At 58.6% G+C, this 26015-nt stretch carries 25 protein-coding genes; 12 read left to right on the forward strand and 13 right to left on the reverse strand.

What is annotated here, in order from left to right:
• Nucleotides 1–18 precede the first annotated feature (18 nt).
• The 3 genes from GH665_RS07405 to yoaA all read left to right on the forward strand — a co-directional run bounded on the left by GH665_RS07405 (nt 19) and on the right by yoaA (nt 3603).
• Nucleotides 19–954 (forward strand): hypothetical protein, encoded by a 936-nt coding sequence (locus GH665_RS07405; RefSeq protein ID WP_153135307.1) that lies wholly within the window; start codon nt 19–21, stop codon nt 952–954.
• 111 nt (nt 955–1065) lie between these two features.
• Nucleotides 1066–1284 carry a DUF465 domain-containing protein gene (locus GH665_RS07410; protein ID WP_028199545.1) on the forward strand — a complete coding sequence of 73 codons (219 nt, stop codon included), beginning with the start codon at nt 1066–1068 and terminating at the stop codon, nt 1282–1284.
• 63 nt (nt 1285–1347) lie between these two features.
• A complete protein-coding gene (gene yoaA / locus GH665_RS07415) occupies nt 1348–3603 on the forward strand; it encodes a DNA repair helicase YoaA (RefSeq protein WP_153135308.1) in 2256 nt (751 codons plus the stop codon).
• A 147-nt stretch (nt 3604–3750) separates the two neighbouring features.
• Here the strand turns inward: yoaA and GH665_RS07420 are convergent, their stop codons facing one another.
• Entirely contained in the window at nt 3751–4017 is a 267-nt protein-coding gene (locus GH665_RS07420; RefSeq protein ID WP_153135309.1) for a hypothetical protein, read from the reverse strand.
• A gap of 231 nt (nt 4018–4248) precedes the next feature.
• Nucleotides 4249–5499 carry a cupin domain-containing protein gene (locus GH665_RS07425; RefSeq protein WP_153135310.1) on the reverse strand — a complete coding sequence of 417 codons (1251 nt, stop codon included), beginning with the start codon at nt 5497–5499 and terminating at the stop codon, nt 4249–4251.
• A gap of 32 nt (nt 5500–5531) precedes the next feature.
• Here GH665_RS07425 and GH665_RS07430 point away from each other — a divergent pair, with 32 nt between their 5' ends.
• Nucleotides 5532–6074: an FKBP-type peptidyl-prolyl cis-trans isomerase gene (locus tag GH665_RS07430; protein ID WP_153135311.1), complete on the forward strand. Its 543-nt coding sequence runs from the start codon at nt 5532–5534 to the stop codon at nt 6072–6074.
• Here the strand turns inward: GH665_RS07430 and GH665_RS07435 are convergent.
• Together GH665_RS07435 and mutS are read right to left on the reverse strand one after the other, a co-directional pair.
• Nucleotides 6054–7442 (reverse strand): hypothetical protein, encoded by a 1389-nt coding sequence (locus GH665_RS07435; RefSeq protein WP_153135312.1) that lies wholly within the window; start codon nt 7440–7442, stop codon nt 6054–6056. The genes GH665_RS07430 and GH665_RS07435 overlap by 21 nt on opposite strands.
• On the reverse strand, nt 7429–10113 hold the full coding sequence (gene mutS, locus GH665_RS07440; RefSeq protein WP_153135313.1) for a DNA mismatch repair protein MutS: 2685 nt from the start codon (nt 10111–10113) through the stop codon (nt 7429–7431). Before mutS ends, GH665_RS07435 begins: the two co-directional genes overlap by 14 nt.
• Nucleotides 10114–10262: 149 nt before the next feature.
• On the opposite strand from mutS, the gene GH665_RS07445 reads away from it, so the two are divergent.
• Nucleotides 10263–11657 (forward strand): site-specific integrase, encoded by a 1395-nt coding sequence (locus tag GH665_RS07445; protein WP_153135314.1) that lies wholly within the window; start codon nt 10263–10265, stop codon nt 11655–11657.
• On the opposite strand, the gene GH665_RS07450 is transcribed toward GH665_RS07445, so the two are convergent.
• The 6 genes from GH665_RS07450 to GH665_RS07475 form a co-directional block, all read right to left on the reverse strand.
• Complete coding sequence (locus GH665_RS07450) at nt 11654–12223, reverse strand: hypothetical protein (protein ID WP_153135315.1); 570 nt, start codon at nt 12221–12223, stop codon at nt 11654–11656. The two genes, GH665_RS07445 and GH665_RS07450, sit on opposite strands and share 4 nt — an antisense overlap.
• Before the next feature lie 103 nt (nt 12224–12326).
• Entirely contained in the window at nt 12327–12470 is a 144-nt protein-coding gene (locus GH665_RS07455; RefSeq protein ID WP_153135316.1) for a hypothetical protein, read from the reverse strand.
• 23 nt (nt 12471–12493) lie between these two features.
• A complete protein-coding gene (locus tag GH665_RS07460) occupies nt 12494–12832 on the reverse strand; it encodes a hypothetical protein (protein WP_153135317.1) in 339 nt (112 codons plus the stop codon).
• Nucleotides 12833–13000: 168 nt separating this feature from the next.
• The gene (locus GH665_RS07465) at nt 13001–13402 is read right to left on the reverse strand and encodes a DUF6088 family protein (protein WP_153135318.1); all 402 of its coding nucleotides are present in this window, start codon (nt 13400–13402) and stop codon (nt 13001–13003) included.
• A 659-nt stretch (nt 13403–14061) separates the two neighbouring features.
• The gene (locus tag GH665_RS07470) at nt 14062–14607 is read right to left on the reverse strand and encodes an HAD domain-containing protein (RefSeq protein ID WP_153135319.1); all 546 of its coding nucleotides are present in this window, start codon (nt 14605–14607) and stop codon (nt 14062–14064) included.
• Between the two features lie 4 nt (nt 14608–14611).
• Nucleotides 14612–14914: a hypothetical protein gene (locus GH665_RS07475; protein WP_153135320.1), complete on the reverse strand. Its 303-nt coding sequence runs from the start codon at nt 14912–14914 to the stop codon at nt 14612–14614.
• Between the two features lie 445 nt (nt 14915–15359).
• Between GH665_RS07475 and GH665_RS07480 the strand changes: the two genes are divergently transcribed.
• From GH665_RS07480 to GH665_RS07505, 7 genes are all read left to right on the forward strand, one after another.
• The gene (locus tag GH665_RS07480) at nt 15360–15719 is read left to right on the forward strand and encodes a hypothetical protein (RefSeq protein WP_153135321.1); all 360 of its coding nucleotides are present in this window, start codon (nt 15360–15362) and stop codon (nt 15717–15719) included.
• Between the two features lie 656 nt (nt 15720–16375).
• Nucleotides 16376–16657, forward strand: coding sequence for a helix-turn-helix domain-containing protein (locus GH665_RS07485; RefSeq protein WP_343038680.1), 282 nt, complete (start codon nt 16376–16378; stop codon nt 16655–16657).
• Nucleotides 16654–17955: a type II toxin-antitoxin system HipA family toxin gene (locus GH665_RS07490; RefSeq protein WP_153135323.1), complete on the forward strand. Its 1302-nt coding sequence runs from the start codon at nt 16654–16656 to the stop codon at nt 17953–17955. The genes GH665_RS07485 and GH665_RS07490 overlap by 4 nt, the downstream gene beginning before the upstream one ends.
• 957 nt (nt 17956–18912) lie before the next feature.
• Nucleotides 18913–19479: a hypothetical protein gene (locus GH665_RS38930; protein WP_217361869.1), complete on the forward strand. Its 567-nt coding sequence runs from the start codon at nt 18913–18915 to the stop codon at nt 19477–19479.
• Nucleotides 19476–20873: an adenine nucleotide alpha hydrolase family protein gene (locus GH665_RS07495; protein WP_153135324.1), complete on the forward strand. Its 1398-nt coding sequence runs from the start codon at nt 19476–19478 to the stop codon at nt 20871–20873. The genes GH665_RS38930 and GH665_RS07495 overlap by 4 nt, the downstream gene beginning before the upstream one ends.
• Before the next feature lies 1 nt (nt 20874).
• Nucleotides 20875–22038 (forward strand): ImmA/IrrE family metallo-endopeptidase, encoded by a 1164-nt coding sequence (locus tag GH665_RS07500; RefSeq protein ID WP_153135325.1) that lies wholly within the window; start codon nt 20875–20877, stop codon nt 22036–22038.
• A complete protein-coding gene (locus GH665_RS07505) occupies nt 22022–22585 on the forward strand; it encodes a PIN domain-containing protein (RefSeq protein ID WP_153135326.1) in 564 nt (187 codons plus the stop codon). The genes GH665_RS07500 and GH665_RS07505 overlap by 17 nt, the downstream gene beginning before the upstream one ends.
• Before the next feature lie 197 nt (nt 22586–22782).
• On the opposite strand, the gene GH665_RS07510 is transcribed toward GH665_RS07505, so the two are convergent.
• From GH665_RS07510 to GH665_RS07520, 3 genes are all read right to left on the reverse strand, one after another.
• Nucleotides 22783–23625 carry a biotin/lipoyl-containing protein gene (locus GH665_RS07510; protein WP_153135327.1) on the reverse strand — a complete coding sequence of 281 codons (843 nt, stop codon included), beginning with the start codon at nt 23623–23625 and terminating at the stop codon, nt 22783–22785.
• 434 nt (nt 23626–24059) lie between these two features.
• Nucleotides 24060–25103 carry a GIY-YIG nuclease family protein gene (locus tag GH665_RS07515; RefSeq protein WP_153135328.1) on the reverse strand — a complete coding sequence of 348 codons (1044 nt, stop codon included), beginning with the start codon at nt 25101–25103 and terminating at the stop codon, nt 24060–24062.
• Nucleotides 25104–25164: 61 nt separating this feature from the next.
• Nucleotides 25165–25992, reverse strand: a complete 828-nt coding sequence (locus GH665_RS07520) for an SIR2 family NAD-dependent protein deacylase (RefSeq protein ID WP_153135329.1) — start codon at nt 25990–25992, stop codon at nt 25165–25167.
• Nucleotides 25993–26015: the final 23 nt, after the last annotated feature.

The following is a 26015-nucleotide window of genomic DNA, read 5'->3' on the forward strand; positions in this document are numbered from 1 at the left end:
GCGCTCCCGTCCAATGGGATGTTTTTTGCTTCGTGCGCCTCGTGCCTCCTCGCCGCAACGCTAGCCGTGTCCGCGCCGGCCGCGGCACAATCGGCCACCCCGGGAGCCGCTTCGGGCGCGCGGGCAGCCAGCGCGACGCAGGCAATGGGCACCACGAGCGGCGCGGGCGCGAGCAGTGCGGACAATGCGGACAACGTGGGTAGTGCCGGCAACGCTGATAGCGCGGCATCGCTTGACAACGAATTCGACGCGCGGCAGAAAGTGCTGGATCAGCGCACCGAGGAAAACAACTACCGTTACGCGGTTGCCGAACACGATTGCTACAGTAAGTTCTTCGTGAACCACTGTCTGGGCAAGGCGCGCGACAGTATGCGCTCGGTGCAGGCCGACATTCGCAAGGAACAGCTCGCGCTCGACGGCGAACAACGTGTCCAGCGCGCCCGTGAGCGTGACGAGCAGGCAGCGCTCAAACGCGCACAGGACGAAGCTGGCGCGCCGCAGCGCGCCGCCGACGAAGCGCGCAACGCGCAGGCCTACGAAGACAAGCAGCGCCAGCATCAGCTCGATCAGGCGCAGCGCGCGGCCGAGGCGCCGCAACGCGCCGCCAATGCTCAAGCGTATCAGCAGAAACAGCAACAGCATGCGCTGGATCAGGCGCAGCGCGGCATCAGTCCGTCGCAAGCCGCTGCCAACACCCAGGCGTACGATCAGAAGCAGGACGATTTCCAGCGTAAGCTCGAGCAGGCGCGTCAGCAGGGCGCGCAAAAGGCGCAGGAGCGGGTGGAGAAGCAGCAAAGCTTCGAGAAGAAGCAGGCCGATGCGGCGCAGCACAAGGCCGACGTGGAAGCCCGTCAGAAGCAGGCGGCCGAGAAAGCCGAGCAGAAGCGTCAGGACCAGTTGAAACAGCAGCAACTTGAAGAACAGCAGAAGCAGCAACAGCAACAACAACAGTAGATGGGCTGTAGCGGGTTCTGGTAGGGTAGTCGTACGCGTTTTAAGCCGGACAGCAACCTCAGGCATCGGGCGGCGCCACGCAGCCCGTGCCGCTTACGAGAGGAGGCGAGCATGCGCGATCAACATCACGTCATCACCGCGGACACACTTCGCGACCGTATTCTGCAACTGGAATCGGAGCATAGTGGGCTCGATCGCTTGATCGACCGAATGTCGGATGAGCCCGGCATCGACGACTTCGAGTTGCAGCGCCTGAAAAAGCGCAAACTCAAAGTCAAGGACACCATCATCTTGCTGCAATTGCAGCTCGAACCGGACGCACGCGCCTGAGTTCGTGGCCTGGCAGGCGCCGGGTCGCGCCGCGCGCGCCGGACTTTGCAGGAAACGCTTGCCTTGAATTCACCGCTTGAAACTTCACCACACGGCACGGCGGCCGACGACGCCCCCGCGGCCGGCACGCCGGTGCCGCGTCCTCCCGCGTCCGCGCTCTCCGCGTCGTTGAATCCACGCCGCGCCGCCGAACTGGACGATATCTTCGCCGACAACGGCCTGCTCGCCCGTCAGATCGACGGCTATCGCTCGCGAGCGTCGCAGATCGAGATGTCGCGCGCCGTCGCGGCCGCCATGGAAGCATCGGGCCGTGCCATGCCCGAACCGGCGATGTTCGAAGCGCAAAAACGTCCGGCGCGGCGTCTGCAAGCGCCGGGCACGGATGCGGCGGCGCAAGCCTCCGAACCGGATGAATCGAACGCTCTCGACGGCAGCGAAAACACGCTGATCGTGGAGGCGGGTACGGGCACGGGCAAGACCTATGCGTATCTCGTGCCGGCCATGTTGTGGGGCGGCAAGGTGATCGTCTCCACCGGCACCAAGCATTTGCAGGATCAGCTCTTTCAGCGCGACATTCCGACTGTGCGCGATGCACTCGCCGTGCCGGTCTCGGTGGCGATGCTCAAGGGGCGGGCGAACTATCTGTGCCATTACTACCTGCAGCGCACGGCGGATAACGGCCGTTTGCCGTCGCGCCAGGAAACCTCGTATCTGCAGGACATCATTCGTTTCGCCAAGATCACGCGCACCGGCGACAAGGCCGAACTCGCGAGCGTGCCGGAAACGGCGGCGGTGTGGCCGATGGTCACGTCCACGCGTGAAAACTGTCTCGGCCAGGAGTGCCCGCACTACAAGGAGTGCTTTGTGATGCAGGCGCGCCGCGAGGCGCAACAGGCCGACATCGTGGTGGTCAATCACCATCTGTTTTTCGCCGACATCATGTTGCGCGATACCGGCATGGCCGAATTGCTGCCGACGGCGAACACCGTTATCTTCGACGAAGCGCATCAACTGCCGGAAACCGCGACGCTGTTTTTCGGCGAGACGCTTTCGACCACGCAATTTCTCGAGCTCGCACGCGATTCCGTAGCGGAGGGTCTGGGCCATGCGCGCGAGTCGGTTGACTGGGTCAAGCTTGGCTCGACGCTCGAACGCGCGGCGCGTGACGTGCGGCTCGCGTTCAAGGAAGACTCGATACGCTTGTCGATCGGTCAGCTACCCGACGATCATCCGTTATTTCCCGCGCTCGAAACGCTTGAGACCGAGCTCGACGCATTGACATCCGCGTTGTCGAGCCAGGCCGAGCGTGCCGAATCGATCGGCGCCTGTTTGCGTCGCGCGCGCGAGTTGCAAGGCGTGCTGGCAGGTTGGACGACTCCGCCCACCGAGACCGAACGAGCAGCCGCTGACGCCGCTGCGGCCGATGCCAAGGCCGAGCGTGCCGATCCGAATGAAAAGGTGCGCTGGATCGAAGTCTTCGCGCATACGGTGCAGTTGCACGAAACACCGTTGTCGGTCGCGCCGATCTTCGCCAAGCAGCGTGCCGGTGTGCCGCGCGCGTGGATCTTCACGTCGGCGACATTGTCGGTGCGGGGCGATTTCACGCACTATGCGGCGCAGATGGGCCTGAACGCAAAACGTTCGATGACGCTGCCAAGCCCCTTCGACTATCCGACGCAAGGGCTGCTGTACGTGCCGCGCAACTTGCCGCAGCCTTCCTCGCCGATGTTTACGGACGCCGTGTTCGACGCTGCATTGCCGGCGATCGAAGCATCCGGCGGTGGCGTATTCATGCTGTGCACGACGTTGCGCGCGGTGGATCGCATTTCGAACAAGTTGCGCGACGTCATCGAAACGCGCGGCTGGGACTATCCGCTGCTTGTGCAGGGCGACGCGAGCCGCACCGAGTTGCTCGACCGCTTCCGTACCTATGGCAATGCGATCCTGGTGGGCAGTCAGAGCTTCTGGGAAGGCGTGGATGTGCGTGGCGATGCGCTCTCGCTGGTCGTGATCGACAAGCTGCCGTTTGCGCCACCTGATGATCCGGTGTTGTCGGCGCGTCTGGATGCGCTGACGAAGAAAGGCTTGAGCCCGTTTGCGGTCCATCAATTGCCGCAGGCCGTCATTACGCTGAAACAGGGCGCGGGCCGTCTGATTCGCGCTGAGACCGATCGCGGTGTGCTGATGATCTGCGACACGCGTCTTGTCGACAAACCGTATGGGCGCCGTATTTGGCAGAGTCTGCCGCCATTTAAGCGCACGCGTGAGATCGAAGTCGTGCGCGAGTTTTTCGAAGAAAATGCGACGCCGACTCAATAGGTGATTAAGTGAATGCCGTTGTAAAAAGCGGCGCTTAAATGGCAAAACGCCACGGATGTGAATCCGTGGCGTTTTGCTTTACTGCCCGGGAAATCGAGGTGATTTCCCGAAACAGTTTTCGCCCAGAGGCGAACCCTATGCGACAGCTTACTGGCTTGCGCCCGAAGCCGGAGCAGCAGCCGAAGCTGCAGCGCCTGCGTCCGAAGCAGCGGTCGTAGCCGAAGCAGCAGCGTCGCTCGCAGCAGCAGCCGCACCCGAAGCAGCAGCTGCTGCGTCCGAAGCTGCAGCAGCCGGTGCCGAGGCAGCAGCCGATGCGTCGCTAGCTGCAGTCGTAGCTGCCTGATCGCTGCTCTTGTTGCATGCAGCCAGTGCCACAGCTGCCAACAGGGATGCTACGAGGAGGGATTTCTTCATGATCACGTCCTTTTATGGTTAAAGGTAAGCAACAGCGCAAAATAATACCGGTAATGTGCTCCAACACCGACCTGGGCCGCTGGTGGAGACGCTCTTTTGACGAGCTAGAATCTTCCCTACGGCTTGGGCGGAAATTATATGCACTTTCGTACTGACAATCCATAAATCCGGGGTCAATACGTTGTCTTTCTCATACAAAATTTCACAGTACGGTATAACACGCGGGCAGAGTTACGCAAGCTCGCCCACTTGTATCCAGCCCGCACAATACCACTCGTGCAGTAGTGCTGTCACCGACGAATCGTGCGAGAGTGTTACAAAGCGTTTCGCACTCATACACCGATGGTCGGCGAGGTCAAACAACCACTTTTTCGCACCATCAAATGGTGTTTCCTCTCCATTTACGAAGAAAAAACGGCGGTTGTACAACAAATTAGTCTTGCGATCGAGCCGGATGCCGGACTTCGATGCCTGAGTAATGAAACGGGCTGCATTAAGCGGCCTTTGCGGCGGATCAAACACGACACTCGGCTTCGGTTCGCTGAGGTACGTGCCAAGGAACGACGCAATGTCCTGCTCATTCCATTTAACGCCAGCAAGGATCGCGCCAACACGTTCGATCAATGCGGCGGGCAGTTCTGCCGGACGGTCGACGGCGGGTTGCTGGGGGTCGCGATAGAGCGCAGCGGGGCGCGCCGCCGACTCGCCGCGCTCGGCCAGATGGTAGAGGAATTGCGCGGTCAGCTCGCCCGCCGACGGAGCGCGAAAACCGATCGAGCAGGTCATGCATTCGCCTTCGGCAACACCGTCATGAGCGATATGCGGCGGCAGATACAACATGTCGCCCGGTTCGAGCAGCCATTCCTGTTCCGGCTCGAAATGCTGTAAAACTTTCAAAGGCAAACCTGCCTCTAGCGTCAGATCTTTCTGCGCGCTGATGCGCCACCGGCGCTTACCTTTTACTTGCAAAAGAAACACATCGTAGGAATCGAAATGGGGGCCTACGCCGCCGCCATCGCTCGCATACGAAATCATCAGGTCGTCCAGACGCGCGTCCGGCACGAAGCGGAAGCGGTCGAGCAAGGCCCGCGCGCGATCGTCGTACAGGTCCACGCCTTGCACGAGCAAGGTCCAGGCGCGCTGCTTTACCGACGGCAGTTCATCAGGCGCGAACGGGCCGTGCTCCATTTGCCACTTGTTGCGAAAGTGCGTGATCAGCCGGGCTTCGACCTCGTCCCGATCGGCCAGCTCGAAAAACTCGTCGCGTGACAGCGGCGCTTCCACGTTCGGAATCGCCTGGCGGATCAGCAAGGGCTTTTTCTGCCAATATCGGCGCATGAATTGCGACGGTGTCAGATTGCCGAGCAGGGGCGTGGGCGTGTCGGGCGACGGCGGCAGGCTGGGGAGCACCGGCTTCGACGCCGGCGAAGATTTCCGTGCCGAAGCTGCGTCGGCCGGGTGGTCAGTGGGCCGCTTGGGCATCGTATAATGTGAGTTGTATTCTGGAGAATCGAATGAAAATCGCAAAGAACACCGTCGTGTCGGTCGCTTACAAGCTGTCGGATGCGCAGGGCAATCTGATTGAAGAAAGCGACGAGCCGATGGTCTATCTGCACGGCGGCTATGATGGCACGTTCCCCAAGATCGAGGAAGAGCTCGACGGCCACGAGGCCGGCTTCGAGACCCAGATCCAGCTCGAGCCGCAAGACGCGTTCGGTGAGTATGACCCCGATCTCGTGAAGATCGAGCCGCGCGATCGCTTCCCGGAACCGCTTGAAGTCGGCATGCAATTCGAAGGTACGCCGGAAGAAGGCGATGAGGATCTCGATTCGCTCGTCTACGTGGTGACCGACGTGGCAGAAGACAAAGTCGTGCTCGACGGCAACCATCCGCTCGCCGGCATGGCGCTGCGTTTCGCCCTGACCGTCAAGGACGTGCGTCCGGCTACTGAAGACGAAATCACGCACGAACACGCGCACGGCGCCGACGGCCTCGAAGTCCTCGATGAAGATGACGACGAAGCCGATGACGAAAAGTCAGGGCCCACGCTGCACTGAGCTTGCGGGTAGGCCGGGAGCGCCTGAGGGCGCAACCGGCGCGTGCGGCAACACGGCTGAAGCGGGCGGCCCGGACATGGCGGGTCCGTATGGGCCGTATTGTCCATACTCGCCGCTGCCGTCGTCCGCCGGTTTGTATTGCGGCTGGTCGGGTTGCTGCTGGAGCGGTTGGGGTTGCCCGGGTATCGGCAACAAGGGCGGCAACTCGGAAGCAGGGCCTAACGCAGGCACAGCCGGCATTGAAGCGGACGGCTCGTCGCGCTGCGGCAGTGACGGCGTGGTGGGCATTGGCATTTGCCTCGGCACATCGCGCACACTCACGCGGAACGGCGGTTTTTTGCCGAGATCCGCATCAATCTGAATCCACTGGTTAAGACGATCATGCGGCGCGATCGCGACACGCGTGAGATTCGTCACCAGCATCCCCTTGTCATTGCGTAGCGGCTGATCGATCACGAAGCCGCCGCTCGCGCGTTCATCGTCGCAATGAATCAGCAGCACGGGGCCGCGAAAAATCTGCGCAAGTTTGACGAGGCTGCGTTTGAATTCCAGAAAACCGTCGCGGCGCGTGTTGCGCGCAAAGCGCAGCCACGCAAAACGGTCAGGCCGTTCGTAGCGCTCGGGATCGGGGTCACCCTGAATAAAGACAACAATCGCGCGGGCATCGCGACGTTTGGCATATTCACCGGCGTGCTCGAGCCAGAATGCATTGGCAATCACGCGGTCTTCGAACTCGCCGTTGCGGCCGCCCGCAGTCAGGTAGTGATTGTTCGGACCCGGCGCGTTGAGGCCGACAAAGACAGTGTCGCCAACTTGCCAACGCACGTTTTCCCGAAACGGACGAAAGCGCGATACCTCGCTTTCGCGCGTCAATGCGATCGGGTTTTGACCCATCGACGTGGGGTCGGTGAACAGGGTCTGGCGCAACTGATCGAGCCGCTCGACCGGGTCAAAGCCGCCGGCCTCGGCCGTGCCGCAGTCGGTCCAGTCATGCTGGCCCGGAATGAAGAAGAGGGCGGGCCGCGATGTTTCAAGCAGCGCATGGCGGCGTTCATATAGCGCATCCCGGCAGGCTTCTTTCGTACCCCTCAGATTGCCGTCGTAGACAATGAACGAAATGTTGCGTTCGCGGCTGATCGCGTCGATCAGGCGTTGCGTGGGCGCTTCGTCCGCGGGACTTTGCATCGTGTTGGCGATGACCGCGAACGCATAGCGCGACGTTTCGGCGTGGGCGAGCGGGGTGAGCGCCAGTAGCGAACCCAGACACGCGAGCGACGCAAGGCTGCCCGTGCGCGTGAGGACGACGCTCAGCGCCGCGCAAAGTTTGCGCGGGCGCTGCGAGGGCCTGTGTGCGTCAATGATCTGCATCCGGCGCGGTGGCCAGCTCGTGCAGTTCGTACAGCAGGTCGAGCGCTTCGCGCGGCCGCAGGTCGTTCGGATCAATGGCGCGCAGGCGCTCGGCGAGTGCCTGCATCGCCGGCGATGCCGCTGCTTCCGGCTTCGCGCCGCGTTCGTCTTCGGCGTCTTCGAGGAGCATGGGCACAGGCGCCGCGAACAGATCGAGTTGCGGCGCGGGTTGCGCGGCGGACTGCTGTTCGAGATGCGCGAGATGCTTGCGGGCCGCGCGGATCACTGCGTTTGGCACCCCGGCCAGCTGCGCGACCTGCAAACCGTAGCTCTGATTCGCCGGACCTTCATTGACCGCATGCAGGAACACGATACCGTGCCCATGTTCGACCGCCGACAGATGCACATTGGCCGCGTGTGGAAACTCGGCGGGTAACTGCGTCAACTCGAAGTAGTGCGTGGCGAACAGCGTATGACAGCCGTTGTGCGAAAGCAGGTGCCGCGCGATGGCCCAGGCTAGCGCAAGGCCGTCGAATGTCGATGTGCCGCGCCCGATTTCGTCCATCAGCACGAGACTTTGCGGTGTCGCGTCGTTCAGGATCGCCGCCGCTTCGGTCATTTCCACCATGAAGGTGGAACGGCCGCCGGCCAGATCGTCCGCTGCGCCGATTCGCGTGAAAATGCGATCGATCGGGCCGAATGACGCGCGCCGTGCCGGCACATAGCTGCCGACGTACGCCAGCAAGGCGATCAGCGCGGTCTGCCGCATGAAGGTCGACTTACCGCCCATGTTCGGGCCGGTGATCAGCAGCAGTTTGCGCTCGGGGGTGAGCGTGCAGTCGTTGGCGATGAACTGCTCGACCTGGGCCTCGACAACCGGATGCCGGCCCTGCTCGATTTCGATGCCAGTGTCCGGCGAAAACGTCGGTGCGACCCAATCGAGTGCGCGGGCGCGTTCGGCGAACGCGGCCAGCAGATCGAGTTCGGCGAGTGCTGCGGCAACCCGCTGGCAGTCCGGGATAAAAGGCAGCAGCGCTTGCAGCAACGCGTCGTAAAGCGAGCGTTCGCGGGCCAGCGCGCGTTCCTGTGCGGAGAGCGCCTTGTCTTCGAACGTTTTCAGTTCCGGCGTGATGTAACGCTCGGCGTTTTTCAGCGTCTGACGGCGGCGGTAGTCGTCCGGCACCTTGTCGGTCTGGCCGCGTGTGACTTCAATATAGAAGCCGTGCACCTTGTTGTACTCGACGCGCAAATTGCCGATGCCGGTACGCGCCCGTTCGCGTGTTTCGAGGTCGATCAGGAACTGCCCGCAGTTCTCCGAAATATCCCGGAGTTCATCGAGTTCCGCATCGTAGCCGCGCGCGATCACGCCGCCGTCGCGCACCATGGCGGATGGCTCCTGCGCAACCGCGCGCTTGAGGAGCTCGACGCACGCTTGCGGCGGTTCCAGCGACGCGTCGATACGCGCCAGCGAATCTGCATTGGACGAAACGGCCGCGATTTGCGTGCGCAGTTCGGGCAACGCGATAAACGTATCGCGCAGGCTCGACAGATCGCGAGGCCGCGCGGACAGCAGTGCCAGACGCCCGGTAATCCGCTCGATGTCGGAAATCTGCCGCAACGCGCCGCGCAGCGTGTCGACGCTTGCCGCCAGCGGCGCGTCGAGCAATGCGCCGATGGCCTGCTGACGGGCTTGCGCCACGGCGGCTTCACGCGGCGGATGGTGCAGCCAGTGACGCAGCAGACGGCTGCCCATCGTCGTGCAACAAGTGTCGAGCAGCGAGCACAGCGTGGGCGATTCGGTGCCGCGCAGCGTTTCCGTGAGCTCAAGATTGCGGCGCGTAGCGGGGTCGAGGCCGATATATTCGGACTCGTACTCAACCTTCAGGCTGCGCACGTGGCGCAGTTGCTGGCCTTGCGTGGCCGCTGCATACAGCAGCAGCGCGCCTGCCGCTCCGCATGCGGCTGTCAGCGAATGCGCGCCGAAGCCGTCGAGGCCGGCCACTTCCAGTTGATCGCACAGACGCTGCGTGCCCGAGGCGATATCGAAGTGCCAGACCGGTACGCGGGTGAGGGCGCCGGCGTTGACGGGCGGCGTCCAGCTCGCGGACTCGGCGGCTGTATCCGCCACCAGAATTTCCGCGGGACGAATCCGTTCGAGCGCGGCGGCCACCTGGTCGGGCGCAACTTCAGCGAGGCGCAAGCCGCCGCTCGCCAGATTCAGCCACGCGAGCCCGACGCTCGTGACGACGCCGCGGCGGTTATGCGCGACGCACAGCGCCATCAGATAGACATCGCTCTTGTCGGACAGAAGGGCTGCGTCCGTCAGCGTGCCCGGCGTGACTACACGTACGACTTTGCGCTCGACAGGCCCTTTCGACGTAGCCGGATCGCCGATCTGCTCGCAAATCGCGACGGATTCGCCGAGCTTCACCAACTTGGCCAGATACTGTTCGACCGCATGATGCGGCACGCCCGCCATCTTGATCGGGTTGCCTGCCGACGCACCACGCTGCGTAAGTGTTAAATCGAGCAGGCGCGCGGCTTTTTCCGCATCTTCGAAAAAGAGTTCATAGAAGTCGCCCATCCGGTAGAACACCAGCGTGCCCGGATGATCCGCCTTGATGCGTAGATATTGCTGCATCATGGGAGTGTGCGCTGACTCGGAAGATTTAACGTCCATATTCAGAGTCATTATCCTTTTAAATCAATCACTTGCACTGCATTTCCTTTATTTCGTCCCGTGCTAGCTATCGGTTTTATCTGGAAAAAATTCCGGAAAATTTCGCTTTTCCGGTAACATAGCTGGAAAATCTCTGGAAATTTTCCGGCAAAGGTCTTCCCATGTCAAAAGCTACGTTCCGAACCGAGAGCGATGTTGCGCGCCTGCCTGTACCCACTGACCGCCCCTTTGTTGAGTACTGGCATGACACTCAAAAGGGATTCGGCGTGCGCATCGCAAGAGCGCATTCTCGCACGGGCGCTGTAAAAAGAACCTACATCGTGCGGCTACCGGAAGGCTCGCCGAGGGACAAAGACAACTTGGGCTTGGTGGGCGAACTAAAGTTCGACGATGCGTGGGACCTTGTGCGCGAGAAGCGTGCGGAGGCGAAACGGGATGGCCCCGGCACCAAGCGTAAGCCGACGGTGCAGGAGGCGTTCGATGCCTACATGACTGCACGTGCGTTCAGACACAAGAGTGCCACCGTTCGCGACTACCGAAACAAGATGAAGCGGCTTGCGTCACTAACGCACGGCGCGGACGACATTTCCATTGCAGACCTTCGCGTCGACACGCTCGATTCTGCATTCTGGGAACAGGTGCACATCCGTATCCGTGAGGGGTATGGCAAAGTAATGGCGGATGCGGTGTGCCGGCTCGTGAAATTCGTCTACCAGCGTCTCGTCGAGCTGGGTGAACTTGAGCGCAACCCGGTCATCGCCTTGAACAAGCTGGGCATCTCTAAGCGTGCGAAGCCTAAGAATACCGCCATCCTTCCGGTCGACCTGCCGGAGGTGTGGACTTGGATGCACAGCTATGCACATCCGGCTATCCGAGATTTTATGTGCGTAGAGCTGTTTATGGGGTTCCGCGACGGTGTAGTCCAGCGACTTCGCTGGGAAAATGTCGACATGGTCAACGGGACGTATTTCTTGCCTAAGGATGAGCCTGGTAACAAGGCAAACACTGACCTTGTGGTGCCCATTCCCGATTACCTGATGGAGCACGTCTTCAAACCCCGGTATGCCGCGCGAATGGATGACAGCCCTTGGGTCATTCCCAGCAACAAAAAGATTGGAAGCCCGCTCGTGAGCATCAAGGCGAGCCTCACGACCATGTGTGCTTACACCGGCATATCCACGTCTCCGCACGATTATCGGCGGACCTTTGGCACGGCCTCCGAGTTGGCTGTAGGAAGCTTGCTGCGTGTCGCTCGCCTGATGGCACATAGCACGGCGGCAAGCCCAGACAAGTTCAGTGTCACGGCCGGATACATCAATATGACGGACGAACAACTGCGGGAAGATATGAACAAGACAGCCGAAGTCATCTTGCGGCATGCAACCCAAGTGGTGGCAAAACCCGAGACAAACGGGCATATCTCGTTGCACGAGCGCAATAAGCAGAAGCAAAAGGCTGAAGCAATCGCCTACCGCAAGAAACGCGTCGCCCGCAATACCGAGTTGCTCAAAATCCGTAAAGCCAAGGGGGCTGCCGGAATTAAAGAAACCGCTTAACGGCGACCGGTCGCAGCGCGTCGCAGCTTGCGCCACCAACCCATCGCCGGCGTGTCCACAAACTTCACGCCGGAGTACGCATACAGCGCTTGTATCAGGGCGGACAGGCGCTGCTCGTTGGTCTCAATTACTTGCAGCAAATAGAGCAGCCTGTTCGCAATCTGGTCGGCATCCATCTTTTCCCGGTGCTCGGCAACAATTTGCATGCCAATTCTAAACGCGCGTAGCTGCTCGTACGCGTAGGCACACTCACCGGCCAGTTCTGGCCCAAGCACACCTACCTTCGCAGGATTGCTGTCAAAAATTGGGTCCGTTGGCATCGGCATGCTGTACAGGGGAAGGGGCTCTTTCTTTCTTGCCGTGAACACTAACCCGTGCAGCCCAGCCTTGAGCAGTTTAAAAGCGGAAGCGTGCGAGTCCAGCTCGCCGGCGAGTGCGGCCGCCCAGCTCGTGCTATCAAGGTGCCGACGATACTGCTCAGCTAGGAAATTGCTCGCGTAGGCGACAGCGAGCGCACCGCTGGCAGCAATGACTGCAGCACCGATTGTGATTACCCCGTCCGGCATCAAATCCCCCGCAAGTTGTCGTGCCGGTAGTTTATCGGCGTCGAAAACAAAAAGGGGCCATCTACGTCGATGACCCCTCACAGATGCCTTCTGTGCTTCAGAATCAGCTTCGCTGCGCCACCGCGCGTTGTGTTAGCTCTGCGGCTTCAGCCAACAGTCGTGCGTAGCCGCGCAGGTCACCCTTTGCTACCAAGTCCTGCGCCGAGCTGAGCGTCAGCTGTGCTACTTCTTTTTCCGCGTCGCTCATCGCAATGAACTGCTCCTCCGTGTTCACGCGGCACCCAGGTCATCAGCGGTGATTTCTGCCAGCACGCCGTCAGAGGACAGGCCCAGCTCTTCAAATCGTTTTGCGCCGACTTCCATATAGGCGTCATCGAACGCCTGCAGCTTGTCGGTTGATTCCAGTGCCGCAGTCATTGCAGCTTGCAACGCAGCTTCGGCGCGGAAGTCGCTCTTTGCGTCCTCGCACTCCTTTACTTCATCCAGCAGTTTGATGGCAGCAGCGAGAAAGCCCATGCTGCGTACATCTTGTCCGGCCTTGTAGTTGCCAAATGCGTCACGGCACATGGCCGTGGCCAGCGACGTTGCCTTACGTGTTAGTGCGCTCATTTTCTTCCTTCTGTCGTTTCCGATTGCACGGGCATCGATGCCCGGTCGGCACATGCCGGCAGGCTGGATAACGTCACGACTTACGGAAACTTTAGTGCAAAATACAGGGCCAAAACGTACTGCAGGTGCTCGCAGGTTGACACATAGCGGGTTGACAGCCGCACGCGCTCACGGCTTTTCGTACTTTACGATTCGTGCGCCGACCTGAATCTTCCGGCTGATGCGTCGCTTGCCCGTGCACACAGCACCGTCCATGGGAATCTGTGTCGTCAATCCCGCGTTGTACTCGCGTGCGAGTTGTCCCGGCTGCACGTCGATGCCCAGTTTGCGAAACGTCTCAGCGGCGATGTTTTCAAATGTGCCCGCTGGCGCTAGTTTCCCGGTGAACTTATTCACCCGCGTTTTTGCGTACACCCCCTTGCTGACACGCACCAGCCTCCCATCGTTCACAAGCTTTGCGAGCACACGGCCAACCTGCGCGACGCTGCCCAGCGACGCAACCTCTGACCGCAGGACCACGACACCTTTTCGCTGTCGTATCGAGCGAACGATTCTGTTTTCAATGCTCATTGGGCTGCAATGGACTACAAGTGTGGTCAACGGCTTTGGGCCCACGCTAGCACGGCCTCTGGCACCAGTGAATGGACTACAAACGCGGGGCGTGCTTGCGGAGCCTTGCAAGCAAAGGGATGGGGCGGAAGCGAATGGACTACAAATCTGTGTGCCAGCCTCCGAGTCGGCCCGACGGGGTGTTGGTTGCCATCAATAGACTACAAATGTGCGAGCCACTGACCTCAGCCTGGCGGTGACGAGCGCCTCTTCTTCCTCCACAGCCACTGCTCTCCCTGCGTACCACCGAGCGCGCCGGTACCCGGCGCCGCGGCGAAGCACCTGCACCACACTCTTGCCCCCAAGGGTCTCCCTGCATGTCGACAGAGCGTCGTACCTCAGCCATGTGGGTAGCGGAGCCAGTTGTCGGCAGATGCGATTGAGCCGCGACAGCCGGACGCCGCGCACGCTTGCAAGCATTGCAGGGTAGTAGCGCTTGCCCGCAATTGCGACGTCAAAGACGTCGCCCTGATGCATCAGACGGCGTAGTCCTTCGCGTGAAACACCTCTTTGTCGGCGAAACGCGGCTGCTGACAGGAACTCCCCACGCGCGACGGCACGCTGACGTTGCCAGCGCACGGAGCGGGAGAGGTCAGGGTCGTTGCCGAACTCAAACATCGTCATTCTCCGTGCATTGCGGCCAGCTTTGCTCTCAGCTCCGCCAGCACCGCCGGCTCACTGATGCCGAGAATCTCGTCTGTGCGCACAAGCCTTTCACGACACCAGGTCGGCCAATGCAGGTAATCGTCGTCCAACGCTAGCCAGTCATCGGGCATGCGGCGCAGCACGTCTGACCATATTTGTAGTCCTCGTGGTGCTTCTTTGAATAGCTGCGAATCCATCGAGCCGTGATACGTCGCACCGACAACCCTTTCCCTCAGTTCCTGCGGCAGCTTGCGCGCGATACGGCGGACACTTTTATATACGCGCACCCAGCTTGTGCTCAATACGATGCGCACGTCCGGGTATGGCGACAGCACGTCTGCTAGCAGCGGAGCGTGCTCAAATAGAGCGTGCCCTTCCGGCGATGCGATAAACGGACCACGGCCGGTTCGCATGTGAACGTCTTCCGGGTGGAGCACACCGTCAAAGTCGAGATACAGCACAAAGCCGCCCGTTTTCACGGGCGGCGGTATTGCTGGTGGCGGCGTCGGGATAGTGCTCATGCTGTCACTTCCACGGAAAAACAGGACGTTCGGGTAGCTCTTCTTTGCCCGCAAGAGCGGTCGCAATCCCGCGCGCGACCAGGTCCCACACGGTGCCCGAAAAACGGGGATATGCTGTCAGCGCTGCGGTGCCCACCTGATGCTCGTCTTTGCCCTCATAGACGGTGACCGAATAATCGCCGTACTTCGTGATGGAGACCCCGTCATTCGCGCTCGCATCGTCACTAGAGATGTTCTCAATCTCGGCGTATCCAAGTATGCGGCTCGGGCCGTGCGGCGGGCATAGTTCCACGGTCACTTTAAGCATCGCCAATTAGCTCGTCGTAGGTCACTGGGCACTCGGCGTTAATTGCAATCAGCTCATGCTAGCATAGTCTTGCAACATGATTCGGACTCCAGACTTAGTTGCACGGTGCATCTAACCGTCCGTTACGTCTTATTTATAAGGGGAATCTACTTGTTTGCCGATTACACCGCCTACGTTGACACGGACGTTGGAGCCTTGCAGCCAGTACGCCTTGCAGAAGCTATTAGATTTAGTAGTGGTCGCGCGGAGTGGCTGGCTGCCCCGCTGCTTCGACTTAGAGCGTTGGACGGCTATCAGTGCATGCAGTGCGCGCGCGAATTGTTCGACTTAGCTTGCGAGTCTGACATCGACGACGGGTCGTTAAAGTATTTTCTTCGTAACGCACTGATGCTATGCCTCGATTTTCCCAAAGCGACCTTTCACGTCACGTTGTACGCTCAAAGAAATGACGTTGCCGGCAAAGACTAATCGTTACAACCCAATGGTTCAGACGTTGCTACAGGAAGCACAACCTTGCTTTCACTCTCTCATGCACGCTCCCGCACGCGAACTCGCAACAAGTCTTATAGGCGCTGTACTCGGCGAACTCTTTGGTCCACTCAGCTTGCCGCCAGACGAAGACTTCGCTGACCGCCAGAGGGTGGATGCTGCAAGCGTTGCCAATGGCAACGAACGTGCGGCAGCTTTGCTAACAGCAGCAGGTCTCGACGGTGCGGACTTCACGGAGGATGATGCTGTGGGTTTGCAGTCGGTCCTGGCAGCAGCGGTTGCGGTCGTTGAGCGGTACGAACTGGCAGCAGGGTGACTATCACCAACGAAATCGTGGTCTTTTGGGACCTGTTTCATCGCAGAAACGCAATGTACCTATTTTGGCGCACTCATTTTGACGTCAAAATGATTTTTGTTAAAAATGATGGCAATAGTGGGCTGTTTGTACAATTATTTGCGTATTGTTTCGATGTTTAGTGTTAATAAAGAGACTTGTTGCCGGCAAAGGCAACACGTGTTGCTCTTGAAAGCACTTCCAGCATCGATTTTTGACGCCAATTCGCTCAGTTTTGACGCTCCGTTTCATTGAACTGCAGGCTTAAAGCATTGTGCTACACAAGGCTCTGTTCCCAGTTCATCGAACCCATGCCGCCACGCAAACGCACCACCCCGACACCCGTTCCTGACGACACGCCGCAGGCGCTCCCTGTTCCCAAATCATCTGCATCAGTGGTCGTCATCGACTTGCCGCCAGCTGCGCATGGCGCGCCCGTCATGGCATCAGTCGCTGCGCATTCAGCCGACGGTAGCCGTTACACCGCGGCCTTGATGCATAACGAGTGCATCGCGCGACTGGTCGCAGACATTGACGCGCTCGGTGAAGCGCTTATTGCCGCTAATCCCCGCGACCTCTGGGCATCAAATGTGTATGATTTATCATATTAAGATGGCTAAAATTATGACATGTCATTCATGGCTCAAATCAAAGCATTACTGGCAACGCGCGCAGTATCGGCGAAAGAGCTCGCTGAATTACTGGGCATCGCGCGCTCGAATCTGTCCGCAACGCTGGCCGGTAGGCACGATGCCCGAGGTTCAACGCTCGACGCACTGGCCGCAGGGCTGGACGCGGAGTGGGTGCTTGTCCCGAAGGAGCATATGCTGTTGGTCCGACAGGTGCTGGCAGGAAAGGGCACCGGTCCCGACCTTGAGGCCAAGAGCGCTGCAGAGTTGTTCTTGAAAGGCCGGCAGTGAGTGTCGCTGCTCGTCCTCGCTACCTAGAAGTCCAGCTGTACGACCAAATCTGCGGCTATCTGTGCGAGCTCGGCGGAAACTGCCGGTTCGTGCCCTCGGAATCATTTAAGGCAGCTGGCGGTGGGCCGACTCTCACGCTCTCGATGGCCATTCCCGGTGTTCCGGCCATTGCGGCCGAGATTTTCTCAAACGCATTCCACCCAGCCCTCTACAACACCGGCGGAAAGTTGCCTCCGTTCTTTGCCGGTCTTCTTCCGGAAAGCGAACTTCGGAAGCGTCTCGAGGCGACCCGGCACAACCCTGAGGACCGGGACGACTTTGGCGTGCTGGCCGCGGCTGGTAAAGATTTGCAGGGCGCGGTGGTCATTCAACCGCCGGAGGACCCGCATAGCATTCCGGAGTACGCGCGCACCTTTGGCGCGACGGATGGCGCCGACAATGTCGAAGTGAGCATGACCGAAGGTGCTACGGAGGGGGTGGCCTCGATTTCCGGTGTGGAGAACAAGCTCGCGCTGTCGACCGTACACAAGGGCAAGCGGTACACCATGCCGGGACATAGGAAGCTTTCTGACCTGATTGCTAAGCTTCCTGCGCGCAACGACGACTCGCAGGTGTTCAACGAATTCGTTGCCATGCAACTCGCCAAGGCGGCGGGTGTCAACGTCGCCACTTGCGAGCCCATGCCTTTGTCAGCCATCGATATCGAGGGGCTTCAGGCGACGGTGGGCACCGCTACCTCATTTCTTGCGGTCGAACGCTATGACCGGCGCGACAACCAACGCATTCACGTCGAAGACGGGTGTCAGGTGCTTGGACTCATGCCCATCGCCAAACACGGGAAGGCGGAGCAATACCGAGTCTTCTTGATGTTGCTCACAGAGTTGAGCCCGCGTGGTGTAAAGGACGTTCGAGAGCTTTTCGTGCGTCACGCGGTGAACACACTAATTGGCAACAGCGATGCCCATCTAAAAAACCACTCGGTGCTCTACGCCGAGAAAATGTTCCCTGAACTCGCGCCGGCCTACGATATTGTTTGCGTAGCGGCGCTACCAGGTTTCTCAACATACGGCACCAACGTGACGATTGACCGGGCTCAACGGACCCAAACACTCGGAGACTACAGATTGATGGCGCGCGCAGCGGGTGTGGCCGAGCGCATAGCGACCGCTGCAGTCAAGTCGGCAGTTTCTGCGGCAAAAGACACTTGGCCCAAGATGCTTGACGAACTGCCTACGCCGCGGGGCATGAAAGACATCATCCTTGAAAGGCTCCAGAACCTGCCATTGGCAAGCGATTGAAAAGGGGGCTTAGGGATAGCCGGAACGGCGGCTCGAGTCCGAGGTTCGCTCCGCTACAGCCGCACATCGATGGCGGGATGCCTTGTTGCATAACGCGTTAAGTTAAAGGCCTGCGGCTCGCTTTGTCATCAGCATTCTGGGCGTGAAACATTCGCGGTTTTTGTCTTGAAAAACGGCCGATTCCGTTTTGCTATCAATGGGTTGGCGGCAGAGGGAAATTAGCGAAAAATTCGTAAAACAACTGGCGGCAGCATAGCGTCATTATCTTAACGTTATGCTAAGAGGGATAAATCGGGCGAAATACACGTTGCATCAACCGCATCCGATGCCTTTCCTTGTCTACAAACCAACCCTCTCTCGTCGCAGCGATTCGCGCAGCGGCTGCTTCCACTTCCACGGAACCCGTCTTTCTCGCGGCAGTGCTGGTGCTGGACATTGACCGTAAGCGCGTTGCTCACATGGCTGAAGACAGGAGTCTTTTTAACGAAGAGTCAGAGGAGACCCTTGGGGTCACCGAGAAGACCGCCACCGCGGCGATGAAGCCACACAGGCTGCGACATGGGCGAACGCTGTCTCGGCGAGGCCGTCATCGGTCGAGCACTGCGAGCAGAAGGGGACCGCATCGTCAAACTGGCGCCACCGCTTGAGTGGGTGAAATCAAATGAGCCCGACCTTGTTTTCAGTCGCACGTCGACACTGCCGGCACTCAGCCTTGATATCAAGTGGGCTTCGTATCGCCGAAACGGACGCAGTTCGTGGACTGTCAACAATGGCGCGCACCGGCTTCACGGGAATGTACGGTCAGCCTCAAGTGGTTGCTGTAGATGGGCGAAGAAACGAAGACGCTTCAGAACCAAAAAAGATGTCAAAACTGACATTGTCAGGAAAGATGGTTATATTTTGTTGACATTGTCGGCAGATGGACTATGCTTACGGTGACATTGTCGGAGAGTGCTCATGCGCGATGACCTGCACAAGACGGTTCCACTGGCTCGCCCCTGGGGGCGAGTGCTTCGGCGTCTGTCGCACGACAGGTGGTCATCTGAAGAACTCGCCCCTCTAATCGTGTCGACCGTGCAGAACGACCTCGCGGCCGATGACAAACATAGTGGGCAGGCGCTTGACGACACGCTACGTGAAGGTTGCAGCGACCTCTTCGATGATGGCGAGGAAAAGATGCGTTTTGCTCTACATCGGATTCTGGATTGCTCTCTTTCCGTCGCCACCCGTACCACGTGCGAGATTGCGCTAGGCGTGTTGGCTACGTACGGGATGTCACCCAGTTTTCGACAGCAGGTAACTCAGGCTGTAGGAGAGCAGCATGCTCGCGACCAATTCGAACATATGGCTTCCCGAATCGCATGTACTTGGGGTTATGAGGAAGCGAGTCAAGTGCGAGGTGTGTTAGCGCGTGCCCTCGAGTTGTGCGATTTCACGGCGCAGGTCAGGCGTCCCGCCCGCCGCACAGAAAAGTCTAAGTCTGTTGGCGAGTTCCTATCCACGGAACTCCAGTTGGGGCAATGAATATGTTTCGCGCTTTCGCGCCGCCAACCCAAGGCTCCGTGACGGTTGTTGAGTCCGGTGCGTTTATCGTCAAGGGCAATCACTCGCAGGTGCCTATTTGTGATGGTCTGGACATACAGACGGGACTGCTCCACGAATTCTGCTTTACCGAGATAAGCCCTCTCTCTCGCGACCTGTCTGTGCTACTAGGCGCTGTCAAGTATGTCGACAGGTCGGTTCGTCGGAAGCATGGTCGTGGCTGGGAGCGCCACCTCAGTCTGACGGTGCCCGTTTATGAGATTGCAACTTGGCGGCGCGACGACGTCGCATCGACGTTGATGGATACCCTGCAGTACTTAACCGGCGACGTTTGGCAGGTCCGCTTCGTAAAGAGACGGAGGATTTCAGCCCCCTCCGGGCAGATGTCGTTGCCGGCTTCACCTGACAGGCGACGAGTTTTCGTTCCTTTCAGCCATGGACTGGATAGCTTCGCTCAGAGCGAGCTGCTGAGGGCAAGCGAGATTGGGTTTGATGTCATACCTGTTCATTTGCGGTCGAGTGCTGTAGAGCAGACGATGAAATCACTTGGGCGCAGCGCTAAACGAAAGCCAACGCCAATTCCGGTGTCATCGAACGTGAACGAGCCCAAACACGCAGAGCCGAGCTTTCGTACGCGTCCATTTCTATTTGACGGATTGGCAGCTTATGCGGCGGTTCTATCCGAGGGGGGCGAAGTCGTTATTCCCGAGAACGGGCAAGGTAGTCTGGGAGGGTCTTTGGTCAGATTGGGTGCAGAAGCTCCGCACCGGAGTTGCCACCCCGGTTTTACTACACGCCTTGCACACTTCTTCGATTGCCTGACCGGAAAGAAAGTAACGTTCGTGCATCCTGCTCTGTTCCACACTAAGGGGCAGGTGCTCCGGAGTCTGTTGCAGGTCCAACCGGATAGCGTGGCTTGGTTAGCTGAGCATCCCTCGTGTTCCTACGATGCACGTCATGCGAACCGAGGTGGCAAGAAGGTGCATTGTGGTGTTTGTGGCAATTGCTTGCTACGACGGACGTCAATTCTTGCAGCGGGTATTGTTGATTCGACAGACTATAAAGTGAGCGATTTGCACGCGAAGTCGCTGGAAGAGGCTATCGTGGCAGACGATAAGCTGCTGACTCTCGGTTCCTACAAGGACATCGCACGCAACGCGGCTAGAAGCATGCAGCGGCTGGCTGACCTCTCCAGTTCCGACAAACAATACCGCGTGGCTGCTGAAGCTGAAGGTCTGGCTAGCTATCAGCGGCGTTCGCGAAGCGAAGTGCGGGATGCGCTCGACGGAATGCTTGAACAACACAGCCACGAATGGATGGACTTCCTGGGACACTGCGGGAAGTCGTCCTGGGTGGCACTACTCGCACGAGAATGAAATGGAGTTTGAACCGAAAGTTCGGCCGGAAGTGCTTGGCGCACGCCTGAAGGCCGCTCGAACGATGCGTCGGCTGACGCAGGAGGTCGCTGCCAATGCGCTAGGCATCGCAAGGACCACTGTTGTTGCAATTGAGGCAGGCAAGCGTCCAGTCAGTGTGGATGAACTGCGTGCTATGGCAGGGTTGTACGACGCCTCCGAAGTTGACCTGCTCGATGACGGGGCGGCGCCAGCGGAAATGCAGGTGCAATTCCGAAGTAGCGCTCCGCAACGCGGGGCCGACGACGAGGCTCTTGTCGCCTCGACGCTGAACAGGCTGGCTACCTCGGTTGTCCAGCTGGAAGCCTTGGTGGGAATGCCTGCGCCAAGAGTCGATGTCCCGTTTGTCTCGCTGTCGCGGGAGGAGCCGATAGAGCAGCAGGCAGAGGATGCTGCTCTTGCGGTGCGGGCGAGGCTCGGTCTTGGGACGGGGCCCATCCAGGACCTGAACGCATTGCTTGAATCCGAGCTCGGCCTTCGCGTATTTGAGAGGCCTCTGCCTTCGCGCATTAGCGGAGCCATGGCGTTCTCGGAGTCGACCGGTGGTTTTGTGCTCATCAATCTTAAACACCCGATTTACCGGCGGCGCGTTACTGCCGCTCACGAACTAGCCCATGCCGTACTGAGGAGTACGGGGCTTCTGGTGCATTTCGAGGATGCCTCGTACGAAGACCGGGAAGAGCGCTTCTGTGATGTCTTTGGTAGCTGCTTGCTCATGCCGGGGGCTTCAGTGCGCAAGAAGGCTGCCGAACTAAAGAAGCTCGTGGGCCGATTCACGGTGCGAGAGTTGCTGACGATGACCCTGTATTTCAATGTGTCAATGGAAGCGCTGGTTCGCCGTATGGTGGCGCTTAAGCTGCTTCCACAAGGTACCTACGAACGACTGAAGACGGACGGACTCAGCCTGAAGCATCAAGCGGCAGTGCGCGATGAACTCGGCCTTACGCCGGAGCCGCCTAGCTTCACTGCACGCACGATGTTGCTGGCTGCTGCTGCCCATGAGCGCGAACTGCTAACCGAGCAGCAAATTGCATCCATGCTGGAACTGGACATATTGACCGTGCGCAAAGCACTAGATGAAGACTACAACGGCGGACAGGGGGAGGCGCTTGAGCTGGTTTCGTGACCACCTGCCAGCAGGGCAGCTCGTTCTGGACGCAAGCGTTCTCATCAACCTGCTTGGTTGCTGCGCGGCCGATGAAGTCTTTAGTGCGCTTAATCTGCCTTGCCTCGTCGAGGAGAAGGTTTTTGGTGAGATTCTTCGGCATCCGGTTCCTGGACTGTGTCACATGAAAGAACTCCAGGCGCTACAGGATGCTGGATTTATTGAACGGGCAAGGATGGAGGACCAAGAGTATGCGAAATTCTTGACCCTTATTCAGGCGCCGTTGGGTCAACGGTTGGGCGCAGGGGAAAGTGCGACATTAGTAGTCGCCCAACAGAGGTCCCTGTCGGTGGTCATCGATGAGAACAAGGCTCGGTCTTATGTCAGGATGCAAATGCACCAGGTCGCTATGGTAAGCACCTTGAGGCTGCTAATCTCCGCTACGGTCCGTCTCGGGCGAGATGTGTCATATCTCCAAGGTCTAGTCGCGACCGCCAGACAGAATGCCAAGATGGGCATCGCAAAAGACGAAAGGCAGCTGTTCGCCGACGTTCTTGCCTGCAGATAAGCGGACAGCCTGTGTTCAATCTGCGGGCTGGGCAAAGCTCTTGTTCGTTTAACTTTCCGTCGCCGTCGTTGACATCTGGAGTGCTGTCATCTTACTAAAACAAAAGAAGGCTCTCTGGTTGCCCAAGTCGCCGCAGTCTCGGCGCTGGCCTGGAAGGACTGTCTGTTATTCACAAGGCAGCAGCGTTGCTCTCGGCGCTAGTCTTGCTGAAAGGTCAGCAGTACAGCGCCTCTTTTGAGCTGTTCACCTTGTTTGACCATGATTTCACTGACAACTCCGGGTTCGTTCGCCAGGTGCTCCGTAATAGACTTGTCGACTTCATACTCGAGCAGTACATCTCCAATCTTTACGGTGCTGCCTTTTGAAATGCGAACGCAGGTAAAAGTAGCCACCGTTTCATCACCGAGGTCATCAAGAATAACGGCCTTAGGCTGAGTTGCGATGGCATCGCTAGACATATTCTCGACCAGCCTGAGAACGTCCTCGTTCCTTCCTTCGACAAACTCAGCGATTTTCAACCAGGGGGACCTGCCTGTTTTCAATAGTAAGTCGCGAGTGTAGTCGAGTATGTTCAGCCGGAAGGACATTGCCCCCCTGTTCAGGACGGTCATTGCCCTCTCGCCACCAGACACTGCCCGAAGCGCGGCAATCCGCACAGCCTCGGCCATTAACCATGGACCGAGCCATTCGCGCTTGTCTTCGGCAAGACGATTCTTTGCATACTCAATTTGTTCTGTGATGTGAACCAGCGACGTCGTCAATATGCCTTCATTGTCGAGCTCCAAGCCAAGCTTGACCGTCCTCACCTGTGCTGCAAGTTTCTCAAGCTGGTCCTGCTCTAGCTTCTGGGTGACCTTGCCGACAATGTCACGCGCGACAATGTCGAGCTTTTGTGACACGTCGTTGATTGCAGACAACACCTTCGCGTTGACTTCTTCACGGGCATTGGTGGTTGCGACAGGTGTACTGTCTGTTCGCTCCTCACCTTCACGCAAATAAGATAGAACTTGTGAAGCAATTTTGTAGCTCTTTCGCAGCATGTCCAGCGTCCCAACATACAAACCCTCTTCCTCGATAGTATCGTAGTCGCAGCGAGACAGGACGATTCGCTGCTCGGATTGCCTAGTGGTGGGGCGGAGCTTAAGTGACCTTTGATTATCGGCACCACATCGAAAAACTTTAAAGAATTTGTTCTCTATGCAGGAGCGAGGGTGCGTAGAGCACGTCGTACTGTCAGGTGATGAGCTTCTCGAGCGCGCATCACCCGCGGCCGCTCATAAGTTTGTGTTTCACTAGGTCGAACTAGCCAACCCGCTTGCCCCGCAGGTTGATGAGCTCGAAAAGGCGCGTAGCGCCGGCAAGTGAGGGCGAAACATAAACGCTGACCTGCGCCTCAAGCAGCGTTTCATCCGCAAAATGCAGCTTTGGTCCAATCGAAGCACCGGTCCTTAACCAAGCTACTCGTTGCGTCTCGCTATTTCGAACCGCGTCGACCAAATATCGGTCGGCTGTGGTCCCATAGATAATCCTCGACAGTTTGAAGCACAATGGGACGTGCCTGTTCACTGTCAAGGATAGTCCAGTACTCAAGCACCAATGGCGTGCGAGACAGTTTTTCAGGAACCCAGCGTTTTAGATGAAGCGCATACGTCCCTTCGAATCCATAGCCAAAATGTTGCTGAAGCCTGCTTGCAAAGTTCCTTGAACTTCCGACATAGAGGGCGACTCCGTCCTCCGTCAGTTCATTCTTCCGGCTAAGCTTGTATGTGCGAGCCGAGCTCTCGGGGAATGCAGCGTGGAATTCTCCTGGTGCCTCGGTCTGGAATCGGTACACAACGAATTCGCCTTCGTCAGGGAGGCTCCATTCACCCAACCGGCGACGCAGTGCCTCGGCATTCGCAAAATCGGACAGCGAGCATTCAATTCGCTGGACTGGAGACAGGGCAAGCTTTGTCACTTCTTCGGCAACACGCGACATCATTTTCCCAGCCTCTGTCGCCAGCGACCCACCGTCGAAACTCTCCGACAACATCGAAGGCGCTTGGGGGGACGATGTATCCGCCCGGCCTTCGTCATTGACCTTAACGAACGAAAACCGACGACGGCTGGCGTCATATGTTCCCAAGCACAGATGCTCTAGCGCGGGAACGAGATAGCACGCAACATTCTGGTTACCCTGTGCTTTCAGCCAGTCACCGATACTGCCAAGCGGCGGGTCCGAGAAATGGGTTCCAACAACGGCAGGGGCTGGTCTGGAGGCGAATTCTGTCAGGAGCGCATTGATAGTCTCGGGGCTAACGCGAACACGAAATGTCTGCTGCCCATTACCGAAGTGCAGTTCGATGCCCGCGTCTCTGCTTCCCGTGTATTCGAACTGTGCTTTGCCGGTTGCCGTACTAAGTTGCATCATCTCTTCCTCTTGGTCCTGACTCAAGCCTGTTAATGTCATTCGTGAAACCATGATTTTTCTCAATACTTGGACGGTCGTTTTTTGCCCCTTGTCCTGCTTTCGACGCATTCCATCACATCCTCCACGGCCGTTTTAACGACCAATTCGTCTGTTTCCTTAAACGTCTGTGCTACGCGCTGCGGTCAAGCACCTTATCGAGTAGTTGAAGCGTTTCAAACGCCGCTCCCGAGATACCTAACCCTTTGGTTAGCGGTATCGAGTATTCGCGCGGGTTGATACGAATGACACGAGGTCCGTGGCGTTCGCTGAAACGCCTGACGGTCGGTAACGCCCGGCCAGCCCCTATTTCGACAACGACGAGTCGCTTGACAGACTCGAGCCACGTTGCAAGCCGCCTCTCTTGCCTGTCTGTGTATTTGCCGACCCATTTCCAGTCTCCGAACATCAGGATGTTCGGTCGTGCGAGCGCACCGCAGTGCGGGCAACTGGGCATCATGTTTTCGAGCAAGCAACTCGCCTCGTTGACGACAGGAGTAAAGTCGTCAGCCGGCCACGCGTCATCGGTGCAAGCCTCGACGCACTGAAGCCGATGGATGCTGCCATGGCATTCCACGATACGTTCAATATCAAAGTCAGCTTTCTGGCACTGACCGTCGACGTTACTTGTAAACACGAATGCACCGCGCTTCATCGTTGACGCCCACTTGAGAAGAATGCCAAAACCTGCATGGGGTACGGTTGCGCGGTAGAGCGCAAGTCGGTGCCCATAAAATCCCCAGCTCAAGCGTGGATTGCTGGCAAAGCCAGCAGGGTTGGCGATGTCCTCGAACGAAAACCCCTGATGGCGCAGCGCGGGGTAGGCCTGCCAGAACCCCTCTGTTCCCCGAAAGTCGGGCAGCCCGGAATCCACACCCATGCCGGCTCCCGCAGTGATGAGCAACCCGCCCGCGTCGCGAATCCAGTCGGCTGCGTGTCTGATTGCATCGTCGTTATCCACCTGCTACCTCGATTACGCTGATT

Origin of the sequence: Paraburkholderia agricolaris, assembly GCF_009455635.1 — a bacterium.
GTDB lineage: Bacteria > Pseudomonadota > Gammaproteobacteria > Burkholderiales > Burkholderiaceae > Paraburkholderia > Paraburkholderia agricolaris.

Coding starts and splice junctions, on each gene's coding strand:
- GH665_RS07405 (WP_153135307.1), top strand. CDS start 19: ATGTTTTTTGCTTCGTGCGCCTCGTGCCTCCTCGCCGCAACGCTAGCC.
- GH665_RS07410 (WP_028199545.1), top strand. CDS start 1,066: ATGCGCGATCAACATCACGTCATCACCGCGGACACACTTCGCGACCGT.
- GH665_RS07420 (WP_153135309.1), bottom strand. CDS start 4,017: ATGAAGAAATCCCTCCTCGTAGCATCCCTGTTGGCAGCTGTGGCACTG.
- GH665_RS07425 (WP_153135310.1), bottom strand. CDS start 5,499: ATGCCCAAGCGGCCCACTGACCACCCGGCCGACGCAGCTTCGGCACGG.
- GH665_RS07430 (WP_153135311.1), top strand. CDS start 5,532: ATGAAAATCGCAAAGAACACCGTCGTGTCGGTCGCTTACAAGCTGTCG.
- GH665_RS07435 (WP_153135312.1), bottom strand. CDS start 7,442: ATGCAGATCATTGACGCACACAGGCCCTCGCAGCGCCCGCGCAAACTT.
- mutS (WP_153135313.1), bottom strand. CDS start 10,113: ATGACTCTGAATATGGACGTTAAATCTTCCGAGTCAGCGCACACTCCC.
- GH665_RS07445 (WP_153135314.1), top strand. CDS start 10,263: ATGTCAAAAGCTACGTTCCGAACCGAGAGCGATGTTGCGCGCCTGCCT.
- GH665_RS07450 (WP_153135315.1), bottom strand. CDS start 12,223: ATGCCGGACGGGGTAATCACAATCGGTGCTGCAGTCATTGCTGCCAGC.
- GH665_RS07455 (WP_153135316.1), bottom strand. CDS start 12,470: ATGAGCGACGCGGAAAAAGAAGTAGCACAGCTGACGCTCAGCTCGGCG.
- GH665_RS07460 (WP_153135317.1), bottom strand. CDS start 12,832: ATGAGCGCACTAACACGTAAGGCAACGTCGCTGGCCACGGCCATGTGC.
- GH665_RS07465 (WP_153135318.1), bottom strand. CDS start 13,402: ATGAGCATTGAAAACAGAATCGTTCGCTCGATACGACAGCGAAAAGGT.
- GH665_RS07470 (WP_153135319.1), bottom strand. CDS start 14,607: ATGAGCACTATCCCGACGCCGCCACCAGCAATACCGCCGCCCGTGAAA.
- GH665_RS07475 (WP_153135320.1), bottom strand. CDS start 14,914: ATGCTTAAAGTGACCGTGGAACTATGCCCGCCGCACGGCCCGAGCCGC.
- GH665_RS07480 (WP_153135321.1), top strand. CDS start 15,360: ATGACGTTGCCGGCAAAGACTAATCGTTACAACCCAATGGTTCAGACG.
- GH665_RS07485 (WP_343038680.1), top strand. CDS start 16,376: ATGGCTCAAATCAAAGCATTACTGGCAACGCGCGCAGTATCGGCGAAA.
- GH665_RS38930 (WP_217361869.1), top strand. CDS start 18,913: ATGCGCGATGACCTGCACAAGACGGTTCCACTGGCTCGCCCCTGGGGG.
- GH665_RS07495 (WP_153135324.1), top strand. CDS start 19,476: ATGAATATGTTTCGCGCTTTCGCGCCGCCAACCCAAGGCTCCGTGACG.
- GH665_RS07500 (WP_153135325.1), top strand. CDS start 20,875: ATGGAGTTTGAACCGAAAGTTCGGCCGGAAGTGCTTGGCGCACGCCTG.
- GH665_RS07510 (WP_153135327.1), bottom strand. CDS start 23,625: ATGCTGCGAAAGAGCTACAAAATTGCTTCACAAGTTCTATCTTATTTG.
- GH665_RS07515 (WP_153135328.1), bottom strand. CDS start 25,103: ATGCGTCGAAAGCAGGACAAGGGGCAAAAAACGACCGTCCAAGTATTG.